Here is a 13,302-nt window from a genome sequence, read left to right as displayed (position 1 = left end):
GCAACTCACCTCGACCGTTTCCAACCGTTGCGTGGCCGACAGTCTTTGCTAACAATGTTAATAAAATGCAAAGCACCCGATGGCCATGGCGGTTGAGCTGGCCCCGGAGGGAATTAATCGCCCGGTTCGAAGCCGCGGAGGAACTCGTACCTGTCGACCAGAAGCTCGACATTAACAGACTAATCATGGGTGCCGATCCAGTCTTAAGCAAAAGCGACATGGCTGTAAGCTTGTCATTGCGTCCAACGGACACTGCGAGGCGGGTGCCAACCAGTTGCACTTGACGAGCCGAAGGGAACAACTTGAGCTGCACAAACTTCTACGGTGATGAGAAACACGATCCGCCACCTAGCCCTTTCGACAGCTCTGACTCTCTGCAGTCCGGCTTTCGCAGCTTCGTTCGACGCGCAAGCTGTCAACGGTGCCGATATTGCCGCCTTGCCAGGTGAAGCGCCAAATGCAACACCCTCCGAGCCTGATCCCGCCATTGTCCATCTTCAGGTCCTGCTCGATCGAGCTGGTGCTTCGCCAGGAGTTATCGACGGATACTTCGGCGAAAACCTCAACAAGGCTGTCGCCGGGTTCGAGGCAATGCAGGATATGCCGGTCGATGGGAAGCTGGACAACAAGGTGCTGGATAGGCTTGAGGACAAAGTGCCTGTCATTCAGGCCTATGTAATCACGGCAGATGACGCAAAAGATTTGGTTGAGCGCATTCCAAACGATTACGCAGAGCAGGCCAAAATGGAGCACTTGGCCTATACCAACGTCGAGGAAAAACTCGCTGAACGGTTTCACATGGATGTGGGCCTGCTTAAGGCGCTCAATCCCTCCGCTGCCTTTACCCCAGGCGAAAAGATCGAAGTGGCTATGCCCGGCGCGGCAAAGTCCGGTACGGTCAAACGGATCGAAATTCGCAGAAGATCTGCGGAAGCGTTCGCGTTTGCGGAGGATGGATCGCTGCTCAGCGTGTATCCCGCCACCATCGGCAGTGAAGACTCCCCTTCCCCCAAAGGACCCATAAGGTGAAGGGTGTCTCACGCATGCCAGTTTATTCCTACAATCCAAAGGTCAATTTCCAACAGGGTGAGAACAAAAAGGCATTGGAATTACCAGGCGGTTGGCACGGTTTGGATTGATCTGACCGAGCCAACCTACGGCATTCACGGAACGCCCGAGCCGGAACTCATCGACAAGGTCGGTTCGCATGGATGTGTTCGTTTGACGAATTGGGATGCCGAGGAGCTGGCAGATATGGTAAGCCGGGGGTTGTCGTCAAATTCATCGACTAGCGACTGATTTCAAGCCCTAAAATGGATGGCAACAACGGCGGGACGTCTAGAGTGGGACGATAGGAAGCGCCCGGGAGCGCTTCCTTCGAACATTATAGAGATGCACCGTCATGCTCTTCGGACGCACCGTGCATTCGTTCTTGCCAACCGTAAAACTCGGTGAAGAATTCCAGACGGGAGGGAATCTCCATGAGAGGATCGGCATCGGGCAATATTGGCGCCAGATCCAAGGGGTTCATAGACGCCACCTTATCGTTGACCAACTCCGCTAATGAACCAAACGAGCGATGATATGGGGCAACCTTCATCGTCACCGTAACGGAGTCCTTCGTATAGGCGAGTAGGTTGCCGAACGTTGTGACGCCAAATTTTCGAATGTAGCGGTCAAAAAATGCTAAGAGGGCTGGCGGCACCAGCATCAAGGCGTCGAAGTTGCCCGGGCCTACAGGCGCGCGACGATCGAACTGGCGGTGCTCTTTGGTCAGGAACGCGATACAATAGGGTGTTAGATCTGCATCTTCGAAATGTTCCTTCTGCATACCCCACGGGAAGTTTTCTTCCTCGTGGCATGTTTTGATGTCTGTCATCATTTTGTCGATTGCCAAGTCGTAGGCGGTCATAACTCCCGCCAACTTGACGCCTCGAACTTGATGGACACCACCGATATCGTCCTGGAAAGCAGGTTCATCGAGATTGAATTCAAACGCCAAGAGAAACAGATGCGTCTCGTGATAAGCTAGCATTTGTTCTGGGTCGAAAGGCCCGATGTCGAAATAGGTTTTGTCATAAAGGTTCGTCAGGGCGGTGGTGCAGTACTCATCATGATCGATGCCGATCTGCCCTAACTTTTTTAGATCTCGAAATTCAGCGATATCAACTACATTCGAGGGAAATTCATTTTCTTCCATTGTTTACTTTCTATGGTTCATCATCTGATTGTGGCTGGTTGGGCAGCCAGTTTGGTTTAAGAAGGTTCACCCTGCCGACAACAGAAATCAGGTTCGGAAACTTGGGATTCCAAAGGATGGTTCTGGTCACAGGAGCTAAGATAGCGAAACGAACACCATTAAAGGTGTCGTTCAAATTCTTCGATAACGGGGAAAAGAGCGTCATAATAAGCTTTGTCAAAGCATGTGCTCTATTCTGTTATAGTGCCACATTAAATAGCGTATGTCAATAAAGTTATGTATCTTTTATTCGAATGGAAATATATTTATCGATCTGATAGCAGGTGACTCTCATAAATGGCTATCATATTTGAAATAGAGAGGGGACTTCAACTTGTAACTATCATCCCTTGCAATCACAACATATAGATAGGGGCGCTTCGCGCTGGCTTCGCCAAACGTCATACTTGTCATAACAATATTCTACATACTTTTTATTATTATATTAATACTCAATATTTTAAAAAAGGTATGACTAGTATGACGTCAAGGACACCAGTTATGCGAAGCCTTCCCCGCTTGACGGGGAAGTCATTGTTATTCGGCGTTTATCCATTCAGTCTCGGTCCCAATCAAGGAATCGAAATAGCGACGGCATTCGTCCAAGGGCGGCAGGACATATGCATTTTTGCGGATCGTTTTACCGTTCGAACCCGGCGCCTTTGGAAGCGTGATTTTCTTGACAATGACGTTCGGTAGGACCTTACGCAACTCGATACCCAGTTCGGTTTCGCTAAGATGATTTTTCACAAGGCGCTTCTTCGCTGAAATCACCAAGGAGTCATGGCAAAGTTCAATCGGTACGGCGTTTTCCCAATGGTCGAAATGACCATGGGGATCGAGTTCCGGCGGAAGGATATAGCCGCGCGTGAGGCAGTCATTCCACCAGGCATGAAAGGCGTCGAAATTGCGTCGAACCTGTTCATCAAGAGCTGATGTACGGGGAAAATTGCGAATATTGACGCCCGTGAGGTCGCGATTTTGCAGGAGATGCATAAGCGCTTCCAGGCCACCATTTTTCATTTGATGCGCCATTGCGGCGAAATATTCGGTATCGCCGCGGCGGCAAACTGAGACGTCAAAGACGCAGAACCGGCGTTCCCGGTCACCTGCAGCGATAACCCATTTATTGTTCGAAGCGAAAATCAACCGGGCAAAGTTCTTTTGGACGAATGCTTCCTGGCCCTTCCTTTCGATGATCACGGTGGGTTCCGTGACGAGGGCCTTCAGTTTTCCCTCTTTTTCTTTGTCGCCGCCCCAAGTGGCCTCGTCCAAGAAAATCAGCAGCTTATTCATGAGCATGGAATTGAAGCGGCCAAAAATTTGATCCGAATTCACTACATGCGCAAATTGAGGTCCGAAAAGTTGGCTATAGTAATGGACAAACTGCCCCTTACCGGTGCCCTGTTGCCCACGTAGAACAATTGCGACGCCAGGACGGACACCAGGATTTTGAACGCCGTCGGCCAAGAAATCTAGGACAAACTCGTATCGCTCCGGTTTTCCACCGGCGATGACGTGGAAGATGTGATCGAGATAAAGTTGGCAATCGCCTTCGATGGCAGCGATCTTCGACGGCTGGTACATGTTGAAAATGTTGTCCGGCGCGCCATTGGGATCGAAGTCGAGACCGTATTTCTGATTTCGACCCTCCCACTCCATCCAGGCGTTACCCACCTTCACCAGGCCTCGCTCAGATGGAATTTTTTGATTGGAGTAGAACGTGCAAAAATCGTGCGGCGTAGTGAAATTGAAGACGTGATATCCCGCGGGATCAGTTTCGATATCAAGGATTTTCAGTTTGCCGTTCGATTTGATCAGGATGTGATTTTCGTTCAGGGCAAATAGCTTTTTGGTGGATTCATTATAGTTCAGATGCATAAATATGATTTTCCTTTTCTTCTATGCATGGTTTTTGGTGCGGCCGAGCGAGTGTGCTCGGCCGCTGTGCTTTTTCGTTGAGGATAGGTCGATTGTGGTCAGCCGTTTTTAATAGACGGGAGGAATCCTAAGCTTTTCAGATAGGCTAACGCACTTAGAAAACTGTCCATAAATCGTCGTCAGACGGCGACGCATCCGGTCTGGATCGATCGATACGTCGGCCTGGTAATCCTCGAACATGTCTTGGTATTCGTCCCAATCGTCACCAAACGCCCATCGCAGGGCGGACAATTTTCCGAGGATTTCACGCTCCTGCTGCTCGTCTGCGATGATCAGGCATTTCGATCCAGCGAAGCGTTCAAGATCAGAGGCCTGAATCGACATTTCTTGCCACCGAAGACTATCCGCGAGCTTTCCAGCGTCGAACTCAGTCTTCGCCGGAAGGTAGACGTGATTGTACCACAGAGTGTTAGATAGATATTCGGCCGCCGCCAGAATCTCGTTGCGACGTCGAGGGAATATCGTCGGTCCGTAGGCCTCCTCGTAAAGCTCTTCAAGCTCCTCATCTGACCACGTCCCTCGTCGACTTTGTCGAAGAAGATCGCGATCACAGGCGTCACAAACGCGGTCGGAATATTTGGGATGGTTGATGGTGAAATCGTCGCGAAGGACGAACTCCCGGTCGAGGAAGATCGCGTCAGAAACAAGCGCCAGTTCCAACGTGACGTAGCCTGGCATGAATGACTTGACGTTCGGATTATCCGTCTCATAGCACGTCAGGGCTATATCGTCGTTGTCGTCTTTGTAGGCAACGTAAACGTCCATCGTCCGGTACTCGAGTTCTCCGTTCAGACGCAGAGCCATGGATTTACGAGAGGGTATCTCCGAGACAATCTTGCGGTGAAGAACGTGTAGCGGCGGACGGTACCCGAATTTATCCTCGAGCCCGACGATATCGCCATAGGGACCGATATTGATGTATTTATTATAGGTTTGCATCATTTATGCCTTTGAATTTGAGAAAGATCGCGCTCAATATGCGAGCACGAGTTTTGATTGAAATATCCAGACGAAGGCGCGCATTTTGTGCCGTGCATGAACAGCGATGCGCCGCGTTACGGCACGCGCCTCGTCGGAGCTACCAGCCGAATTAGGTGTCGAGATTATCCCAGTAGTCATTAAGCGCCCAGCGAAGCGCCGACAATTTGCCGTAAACGATGCCCCATTCGTGATCATCTAGGACAATCAGATTTGCAACGCCGATCCGCGCTTCAAGTTGGGCAGCATATGCGCGTATTTTTTGCCAAAGTTCTTCGTTAACTAGGCCGTCTTGGTAATCGGCTTTTGTGCGTAGAAAGGAGCGGGTGTACCAAGCGATATTCCGATAATAGTCTTCAGCCTTTAGCAGATCTGAACGGCGACGATCGACATCCACTCCATAAAAGCTTTCGTGCCATTCTTCGAAGTCATCGTCTTCCATATCCCCTTGACGGCTAAGTTTGATCCACGAGGGGTCACATGACCGAATAATTTTTTCGTAGTATTTCGGATGGCGCGGATCGAGAACGGCGCAAGGCGAAAATTCGGCGTCTAGGAATTTTGCGTCCACAACGTCCTTCAAGAATACGGTTTTCGTCTCCGGGGATGACCCGTCTTCAGCCGGTCCTGGATGTTCGGTGTACAGAATGTAGAGTTCGTCTGCGTCATCGTAGGCAGCGATGTATGGGTAAATAATTCGGTCAGCGTCTTCGCCTTGGCAACGGATTGCCATGGATTTTTTTGATTCAATCTCAGCCAAAAGCATTCGTTCGAAAAGCAGTCGATCCGGTTGGTAGTCCCAGACCGAGATACCGTCGTCGAAAGATATAATGTCGTATGACGGGGTGGCGTTTTGTTTGTTCAATTTTAGGTTCCTTATTGATAAATTTATTGGATTTTCGTTGTGAGCGTCGCCACTTTGAGATCGCTAATCGTCCGAACTCGCGGGCTCTGCATCGTGTGGTCAACAGGTGCAGCACGGGTGGTTTGATTTTGCCTTAGACGTGGTACACGTCGTTTTTTCGAGCCACTGAATTCTGCTCGAAGCCTTTGGCAGGCCGAAACGTCTGCGAAGAGATGATGATGTCCGACATTTTCGACAGCCGAAATATAGCGTCGTGCTTCCGATTGCCGTGATAATAGCGGCCGTGGACCTCGAGCTCGCCTTCGCGATTTTTGACGATACGATAGGGCGCAAAGCGTTTAGCCACTGGCGTCCCATAATAAGAGAATTCGATAATGCGACGACGGTCCATCGCCGCACGTATTGCAGTTTCTATCTTAGTCATTTTGTTCACTATGGATGGGGTGCAGGGCGGCCGACTGCGTATCGACCGACCGACGTTTGTAGGTTAATGAGGCGTGGCAGTTAGACAGCAGAGCCAGCTTCGGCAGCTTCACGCTTCGCGATCAATGCCGCGATTGCGGCATGATCTTCCTCGGAAGTTTCAGGCATATTTTCCTGCCAAGCGTAAAAATCAGTGTTGAAGTGAACGCGTGACGGAACTTCTTGGAGGAAAGTATAGCTTTCGGGGAAGAGCGCATCAAAGTCAGAGAGATCCATTTTAGCGACACGCCGCTCGATCTTATCATGGATATTTTCACGATCCGGGTCGTGACGTGTGAGCTTCACTGAGCGAAACGGAAAGTTCTTGTTGAACAGCAGCAAGATCTCGTCTTCCACCTTATTATGGGTAGCGACATACCGCTCGAAATATGGCATCATCTCAGGATGGAATAACAACACCATGTCGAACGAATCCTCATCCCAATATTTTTTCTTAAATGGAATTGGGGTGCTTTGATTAAACATTATCGCGAGCGGCGTTAGATCCTTCGGATTATCTGGTTCCTCTCCGCCTGCGTCCGCCCACATCATTTTTAATGTTTGATTGCATAAGAAGTCGGTAAATTTTTCCCCCGCGATAAACTGCGACACGCGTTCATCACGAATCCCGTAGATGGGCCGAAAATCGAACTTCGCGAAAACCAAGTAGGAACGAAAATGCTCAGTAAACACTTTTTCAAAGCCTTCAGGGGCATTGTGAATGCCGTTCTGAGCCCACTTCACGAAAAAGGTGTGTTCGCACAATGTAGCAAATGTGTTCGACACGTAGTCGTCATGAGTGATTGCTTTATTCTCGACGAATTCCGCGGCACACGAGGTATTTGATAGTTCTATTGTCATTATTTTTTGCCTTTTTCGGAAACATTGACTTTTAAAATTGTGGTGCGGTAGCGCTTGGCACCCGGGTTAAAATCGGGATGCGGGTCGAATTTTTCGTCCGTGAAAATGACATCCGTGATGTCTCGAAGGCGAAACTGGCGCCATGATGAGGTGCCGGCATCCTGATCGGGACCTCCTATCTGACGAGCGAGGATCATAGTTTTTCCGCGATCGTCGAAGGCCAGATGAGGATGGATAACTCGATATTGGTCGTCTTCTTTGTAGCGAATATGAAGCGTGTATCCGCATGGGATATCAGCCAGGAGTTTTGCCAATGAAGGCTGTTGAGATATAATTTCGATCATAACTTTTATCGCTGGGGCGCAATTGCCCTGGTTAAAAATGGTCAAGCGAAGGCGCTTGCCGACGAGCGTCGGCATTGAAGCGTTTTTCACTGACAGGTGATTGGTACATCGCCATGAGGCGATGACGGGTAGATAGCGAGCGCCTAAAAAGGCACTGTGAGCAGGGAAACGCCGCGGAAGGCGTTTCCTATCGATTAATTGACTTAAAGATCGAGATCGTCCAAATCCCAAACCTCGTATCCTAGGCGATCAACGGCCAAAAGCTTGCCCGCAAGAATACCGCAGTTGTACTGATTATTTAGATCAATTGGCTCGACCTTAAAAAGCTCCTCCCAATTCGACACTTGTGGTATCAACTGATCTTGGTGTGAGAATTCGATTTCGCCGAGCGGAATGAGTCCAGCCTGCTTCAGCACGAAGCGGATCACAGCCAGGTGTCCGTCCACCTTCCCCACGTCAAATGCACAATATTGTCCGAAATGATCGGATTTGACTTGCAGACCGTGGGTTTCAGCAAACTCGAGGTCAGCCTTCCAAACGCTTTCGCGAATTGCGTCACCGTCGCCGTCTGCCGCCCATTCTTCAAATTCATCGTCGGGGATCACGCAGATGATAGAACCCTTTACGTGATCCACCATCGAAGTATGATGTTGGTGGTACGAGCGCTGCGAGAGATGGTATTCGGCTGCAGCAGCAGATTGCATGTCCAAATTTGAAATGGATGTTTCAATATAATTGAAATCGATATACATGTTAATTTTGACCTTTTTGTTGAATAAGCAGGTGTGCAACACGACTTTCGTGTCGGGCCGCGCCGGGATCCTGGTGCCGCGTTAGGTAAGGATGCTCGTCAGAAAAAATGGCATCTGTGACGTAGCGAATGTGGACTGTTTTTCCGATCGGAAGATCAGCTAAGAGTTTTGCCAATGCTGGCTGCTTAAATGTTTGTTGGTTCATTATTCTATTCACTTGGGCTCAAAATGGCCCGGGGTTGAAATTGGTCAAGCGGAGTCGTTTGTCGACAAACGTCGACATTGAAATCTTCTTCACTGACAGATGTTTTTTGCACCGCCCATGGGGCGACGCGCTGCGTCAGCCATGCTCCCCGAGAGGGCATGTTAACGTATGGTTTGGTGGACGCTCGTCATCGCCAGCATTTAAGTGCCGGCGACCAAACTAAACATCCTTGATATCACGGACCCTTTGACTTGATGATTGCCGGCACAAACGGTCGGAACCTGTAGCCAAAAATTCGGCGAGCCTTTTGAAATGGCGTTGCAAAAGCAACCTTTTCTAATGTGGCTCTTCTGACTATGAAGTTCGAAAATGTCATTTGGTTTGAAATGCCGCCGAGGAGCCGCGGTCAATATATGAATTCTACCTTTTAATTCACTCCATCTATTCGAGCGGTTGGGGCGCACGGCATCACAGCGGCGATCAAGCCGAACAATTGAATACCGTACCACGTAACAACGACTTCTTAATACCGTCGTCATGCTTCATATATACTTCATTGATTCGGGTATGTCAATTTCTTTTTTGGCAGATAACAATATATTATGAGATACCGCAAGTCCAGAGAAATTTTGAAAATTTTTGCCCGTGTATAGACCTCTACTAAGACGGCGACTTGCCAAACAGCAAACTCGTGTTGCTAACACAACGAATCGTTCCAGTGGTGATTGCCCTAGCCTAGTGCGGTAAGCCGACCTTATTACTATTAGAGGCGAGGTCCTTTACTTTGCAGAAAAATTGCATCTCAACGCACGATTGCTGACCGTCTTAGGTTGGAGTTTGTCTTTCCAAGTGACCTACTACGTCGGTGGGTCATTAGTCCGTGCACTTTGCCTGTCGATGGTAAGCTGATAGACTGAGGTGAAGCTAGATTACCCACGATGACTTAAAGCGATGATCGAGAGCGAAACGCGGCAAGCAGATTGGCGTCGCGCCAATCCTCAGAAATACGATGCTCACCTTGCGGTTCAACGAGCACTGAAAAGTGGGTCGTTAGCACGGGGCGTGTGCGAAGTTTGCGGTGTTGAGGCCGTCGACGCGCACCACGATTGTTACGATCAGCCATTGCAAGTACGTTGGTTATGCCGGCAACATCACACGCGACTGCATCACTACGGTGAGGACATGTTTCCCATGACCTTCCTTTGTCCAGCGTGAGGCGCTTGGCTGAGTTCGTCAGGCGTCGCGTTGCGCTTGTTGAAACAATCTACCAATGCGAAATCATGGGCCAATGATCAGAGTAATCGGTTTTATAGCATTTTTCTCATTGGCTTGGACGACCGCCGGCGCTGCGGGAAAGGAACAACCGTGTGACAACGCGCGGGCCGTATGGGCATTCGACAAAGGTGACACGCGACAAATTTTGTACGGCACGGAGGGAGTTCAGTATGGCAGCTCCATCTACATCGAAGAATGGCGGGGCGGAAAGTTGGCATGGCGCGCAACAGGCAAAGCCACGTGTTCCAATGGAGCGTCCATCTGCTATGCCATGCTCGATAATGACAGTGGGCTCACAGGGAATGACGCGTCTACTGGTGTCGTGATTGAGAGCATCGACGCAGACAACAATGGCGTCGCCGATTGGGCGGTACTGGCAGCCGCCGCCCAAAATCTGTACTACAACGGCGGACTTAAGGTCACCTGGTACAATGATTTCGAAAAACCCACCGACGAACGGATTCTGCCTGCAAACGTGTTTAAGCTGCTGTCCTGCCGTAAAACCAAAGAACTCGTTCTATTCCAGCCGCCTGCCACTGACCCAGAGGAACTGACCGGGGCACTCTACGCGAATTCCGATGTCTGTGATCAGTATCGATCAACCGGAGCGCTTACACCCACCGAGACCGGCAAAGTCGATGGGCTCTGGTGGATGGACGATACAACAATCGTCGGCCGCAAAATGGATTGCAAGATACTATCCTGGTCGACCGATTCATTACGCGCCAAATGCCAACTCGACGGGACAAGCAAAATAGAGACATTCCCCTTCCGCACAAAAGGCGTGGTTCGGGAGATCATGTCGCAAACTCTCAAGCTCTGTAACCGGATCGAGCAATAGCGCCGCCTTTCCTTCCGATTTCGCTGCGAATTTCTCGGTAACCCGCTAGGCTTCGACCGCCATGGCGACTGTACGCCGATCGGCCGCCGCACGATCGGGAGCGTCCAGGATGTAAAGGCCCGCCTGCATGCCAGCATCAACCCAAATTAATCTCGGGATTGGTCGCACCTCGATGCTTTTCATCGCTTGCCTGCCTGAAAACCATGGTTGATACTAACGCTCGTCGGCAAATCGAAGGGAATTGAATTCAGTCGTGCAGCGCCCCTTCATTTCCCGCTCATTCAACGAACTGGAAGACCTCGTCCGAAAAGCTTCGCGCGAAAGCGACGGAGAATATCTTAAGCTTCTCGATCACGAACTGTCCTTCCGCAACAAAAATCAAAAAACGCCGGCGCTTAGGGAGCTCGTCACCAAAGCGCTGGCGAAGGCGCCGGCCCAGCAGGCGGAGCTGTTCGAGCAGCCCCGGGTTCTTTCGAGAAGTCATCAGGTCAGGCATACGAAACCGAGCAGTCGCAAGAAGCCGAAATTTGCGCCAACCGACGAGCAGCGGGTAGCACTTGACGCATTCGTGCAAGGCAAGTCGCTGAAGATCAATGCCTTTGCAGGCACGGGCAAAACCTCTACGCTTCAGCTGCTGGCGAACGCGACGGGTCTACGTGGTCAATACATCGCATTCAACAAGAGCATTGTTGCAGATGCGGGTGACAAGTTCCCCAGCACAGTCGACTGTTCGACATCTCACAGCTTGGCATTTCGTGCGGCGCCTGGCGGGTACAAGAAGGACATTGGCAAGCTAACATCGAAGTGCACGGCAAAGCAGTTGGTCGAAATGCTCACGCTCAAACGCCGTCGTTTCGGTGATAAATTTACGGTAACTCCCGATTCCCAAGGGTATCTCTATCTTGAGACGATCCGCCGCTATGCTCAGAGCGCGGACAGTGAACTCGCATCAACACATGTGCCGATACTCGGCGCGCTACGGGGCGCTCCGGAAGATGTACTTGAGGAAGTTTCGCACTTTGCGCTCGAAGGCGCACGTGCCGTGTGGGCACGAATGATGTCGGAACGCGATCCGCTACCGCTCGGCCATGACGGCTATCTGAAACTGTGGGGTCTATCGCGTCCCATCATCGCGGCCGACTTCATTATGCTCGACGAGGCTCAAGACACAAACCCTGTGGTTCTTGACGTGCTCCAACGGCAACGGGGCCAACTTGTCTACGTGGGTGACAAATACCAGCAGATCTATGAATGGCGAGGCGCGGTGAACGCCATGGAGACAATAGACACCGAGGCAAGCACATATCTCACAACCTCTTTTCGTTTTGGACCTGCAATCGCGGACCTCGCGACGAAAATGCTTGTTAAGTTGGGCGAGTCCAGGCCCGTTCGGGGCAACCCCGTGATGAACAGTAGGATAGGCCCCACCAATCCCGACGCAGTTCTCGCCCGCACTAACGCAACGACCATCAGCGCGGTAATCGAAGCCCTTGACGCAAATCGCCGACCGCATCTCGTGGGCGACAAAACCGAACTCATGGATATGCTACGGGGAGTGCAGTCTCTTAAGGAGGGCGAGCCAACAAGTTGTCCGGCATTCTTCGGGTTCAAGAAATGGGATGAGGTCGTCGAGTTCGCACGCGGCGACGAAGGCGCTCACTTGGTTACATTTGTCAACCTTGTTGAGAAACGCGGCGAGCGGCAATTGATGTGGGCACTGGGCCGCACCGTTGACGAAGAAAACGCAGACATCGTCATATCGACGGCACATAAGGCAAAGGGCCGCGAGTGGAAGTCCGTCCGGCTGATGGATGACTTTCTTCGCAGTAGCCCGACAGACGATAAGAACGCCGGGCCAGATCCTGCTGAACTGCGCCTACTGTATGTGGCACTAACCCGAGCCAAAGAATCCTTGGAGGTCCCATCCCCGATCATGGATTTCATAGAACGCGGGATCGCGCCACGACGTGAACAAGTCGACGAGACATCTCGCAAGACAGCGGGCAGCTCGGATCACCGTCAGCGATCATCTCCGCCGCCGCAGCTGCGGCCAGCACCAGCCCAGCGTCCGAGTATTCCTTTGGCCCGTCCTACAGAGCCTGCGACCCAAAGTGCGCCTCCAGTTCGTAAGGGTCTTCTCGGGTGGCTGTTCGGTCGGTAAGCAGCCGATCTTGTTTCCAATCGCGCCTTGGAGCCGACACATATCATTTCAACTTTTTTCGGCCGGCTTTAAGGGTCTGAGGTTCTTCTTCCCCAAGCTCAGGAATGCGGAATAGCGCTGCCACCGGCAGGCTTAAGGCCCTGGCCAAGGTATCGACTGTGGCAAGCGACAGATTTTCTTCACCCCGTTCCACACGTCCGTAATACGCCCGGTCGATGCCAGCGTCCAACGCAAGGCGCTCTTGCGAAATCTGTCGCTCAACGCGGATCTTACGGACATTCCAGGCGAGTAATTGTCGTGCTTCCATTTTTTAATGGAAGGCCAACATACTCTTGACAATCCACGGCTAATAAATCCAGTATTGATAAATCCATGATT

At 51.0% G+C, this 13,302-nt stretch carries 12 protein-coding genes and 1 pseudogene; 4 read left to right on the top strand and 9 right to left on the bottom strand.

Annotated features, from left to right (window positions below; all coding sequences use genetic code 11):
• The first annotated feature begins 327 nt into the window (after nt 1–327).
• Nucleotides 328–1,292, top strand: a pseudogene (locus IHQ71_RS31540) (L,D-transpeptidase family protein).
• Between the two features lie 92 nt (nt 1,293–1,384).
• Here the strand turns inward: IHQ71_RS31540 and IHQ71_RS31535 are convergent.
• The 8 genes from IHQ71_RS31535 to IHQ71_RS31500 form a co-directional block, all read right to left on the bottom strand.
• Nucleotides 1,385–2,200, bottom strand: a complete 816-nt coding sequence (locus tag IHQ71_RS31535; RefSeq protein WP_258163661.1) for a hypothetical protein — start codon at nt 2,198–2,200, stop codon at nt 1,385–1,387.
• A 576-nt stretch (nt 2,201–2,776) separates the two neighbouring features.
• Nucleotides 2,777–4,120 carry a DUF5906 domain-containing protein gene (locus IHQ71_RS31530; RefSeq protein ID WP_258163657.1) on the bottom strand — a complete coding sequence of 448 codons (1,344 nt, stop codon included), beginning with the start codon at nt 4,118–4,120 and terminating at the stop codon, nt 2,777–2,779.
• Nucleotides 4,121–4,228: 108 nt separating this feature from the next.
• A complete protein-coding gene (locus tag IHQ71_RS31525; RefSeq protein WP_258163650.1) occupies nt 4,229–5,122 on the bottom strand; it encodes a hypothetical protein in 894 nt (297 codons plus the stop codon).
• 148 nt (nt 5,123–5,270) lie between these two features.
• Complete coding sequence (locus IHQ71_RS31520; protein WP_258163649.1) at nt 5,271–6,023, bottom strand: hypothetical protein; 753 nt, start codon at nt 6,021–6,023, stop codon at nt 5,271–5,273.
• 133 nt (nt 6,024–6,156) lie between these two features.
• Nucleotides 6,157–6,447 (bottom strand): WYL domain-containing protein, encoded by a 291-nt coding sequence (locus IHQ71_RS31515; protein ID WP_258163648.1) that lies wholly within the window; start codon nt 6,445–6,447, stop codon nt 6,157–6,159.
• 80 nt (nt 6,448–6,527) lie between these two features.
• Nucleotides 6,528–7,346 carry a hypothetical protein gene (locus IHQ71_RS31510; RefSeq protein WP_258163647.1) on the bottom strand — a complete coding sequence of 273 codons (819 nt, stop codon included), beginning with the start codon at nt 7,344–7,346 and terminating at the stop codon, nt 6,528–6,530.
• The gene (locus IHQ71_RS31505; protein WP_258163645.1) at nt 7,346–7,765 is read right to left on the bottom strand and encodes a WYL domain-containing protein; all 420 of its coding nucleotides are present in this window, start codon (nt 7,763–7,765) and stop codon (nt 7,346–7,348) included. Before IHQ71_RS31505 ends, IHQ71_RS31510 begins: the two co-directional genes overlap by 1 nt.
• Nucleotides 7,766–7,893: 128 nt before the next feature.
• The gene (locus tag IHQ71_RS31500) at nt 7,894–8,442 is read right to left on the bottom strand and encodes a hypothetical protein (RefSeq protein ID WP_258163643.1); all 549 of its coding nucleotides are present in this window, start codon (nt 8,440–8,442) and stop codon (nt 7,894–7,896) included.
• A 1,156-nt stretch (nt 8,443–9,598) separates the two neighbouring features.
• Here IHQ71_RS31500 and IHQ71_RS31495 point away from each other — a divergent pair.
• The 3 genes from IHQ71_RS31495 to IHQ71_RS31485 all read left to right on the top strand — a co-directional run bounded on the left by IHQ71_RS31495 (nt 9,599) and on the right by IHQ71_RS31485 (nt 12,924).
• Nucleotides 9,599–9,862: a hypothetical protein gene (locus tag IHQ71_RS31495; protein ID WP_258163641.1), complete on the top strand. Its 264-nt coding sequence runs from the start codon at nt 9,599–9,601 to the stop codon at nt 9,860–9,862.
• A gap of 73 nt (nt 9,863–9,935) precedes the next feature.
• Complete coding sequence (locus IHQ71_RS31490) at nt 9,936–10,763, top strand: hypothetical protein (protein ID WP_258163637.1); 828 nt, start codon at nt 9,936–9,938, stop codon at nt 10,761–10,763.
• Between the two features lie 241 nt (nt 10,764–11,004).
• Complete coding sequence (locus IHQ71_RS31485; RefSeq protein WP_258163633.1) at nt 11,005–12,924, top strand: UvrD-helicase domain-containing protein; 1,920 nt, start codon at nt 11,005–11,007, stop codon at nt 12,922–12,924.
• 43 nt (nt 12,925–12,967) lie between these two features.
• Here the strand turns inward: IHQ71_RS31485 and IHQ71_RS31480 are convergent, their stop codons facing one another.
• Nucleotides 12,968–13,231, bottom strand: coding sequence for a helix-turn-helix domain-containing protein (locus IHQ71_RS31480; protein ID WP_258163625.1), 264 nt, complete (start codon nt 13,229–13,231; stop codon nt 12,968–12,970).
• Nucleotides 13,232–13,302: the final 71 nt, after the last annotated feature.

The sequence above is a fragment of the Rhizobium sp. TH2 genome (genome assembly GCF_024707525.1).
In the GTDB taxonomy this organism is placed as follows: domain Bacteria; phylum Pseudomonadota; class Alphaproteobacteria; order Rhizobiales; family Rhizobiaceae; genus Rhizobium_E.
The sequence above is the reverse complement of the archived record's forward strand: the minus strand, read 5'-3'. Positions and strand labels throughout refer to the sequence as shown.

Bases quoted from the DNA above. Each gene is read 5' to 3' on its own strand.
- IHQ71_RS31505 (WP_258163645.1), bottom strand. From the start codon at position 7,765: ATGCCGACGCTCGTCGGCAAGCGCCTTCGCTTGACCATTTTTAACCAG.
- IHQ71_RS31525 (WP_258163650.1), bottom strand. From the start codon at position 5,122: ATGATGCAAACCTATAATAAATACATCAATATCGGTCCCTATGGCGAT.
- IHQ71_RS31510 (WP_258163647.1), bottom strand. From the start codon at position 7,346: ATGACAATAGAACTATCAAATACCTCGTGTGCCGCGGAATTCGTCGAG.
- IHQ71_RS31490 (WP_258163637.1), top strand. From the start codon at position 9,936: ATGATCAGAGTAATCGGTTTTATAGCATTTTTCTCATTGGCTTGGACG.
- IHQ71_RS31530 (WP_258163657.1), bottom strand. From the start codon at position 4,120: ATGCATCTGAACTATAATGAATCCACCAAAAAGCTATTTGCCCTGAAC.
- IHQ71_RS31535 (WP_258163661.1), bottom strand. From the start codon at position 2,200: ATGGAAGAAAATGAATTTCCCTCGAATGTAGTTGATATCGCTGAATTT.
- IHQ71_RS31515 (WP_258163648.1), bottom strand. From the start codon at position 6,447: ATGACTAAGATAGAAACTGCAATACGTGCGGCGATGGACCGTCGTCGC.
- IHQ71_RS31495 (WP_258163641.1), top strand. From the start codon at position 9,599: ATGATCGAGAGCGAAACGCGGCAAGCAGATTGGCGTCGCGCCAATCCT.
- IHQ71_RS31500 (WP_258163643.1), bottom strand. From the start codon at position 8,442: ATGTATATCGATTTCAATTATATTGAAACATCCATTTCAAATTTGGAC.
- IHQ71_RS31480 (WP_258163625.1), bottom strand. From the start codon at position 13,231: ATGGAAGCACGACAATTACTCGCCTGGAATGTCCGTAAGATCCGCGTT.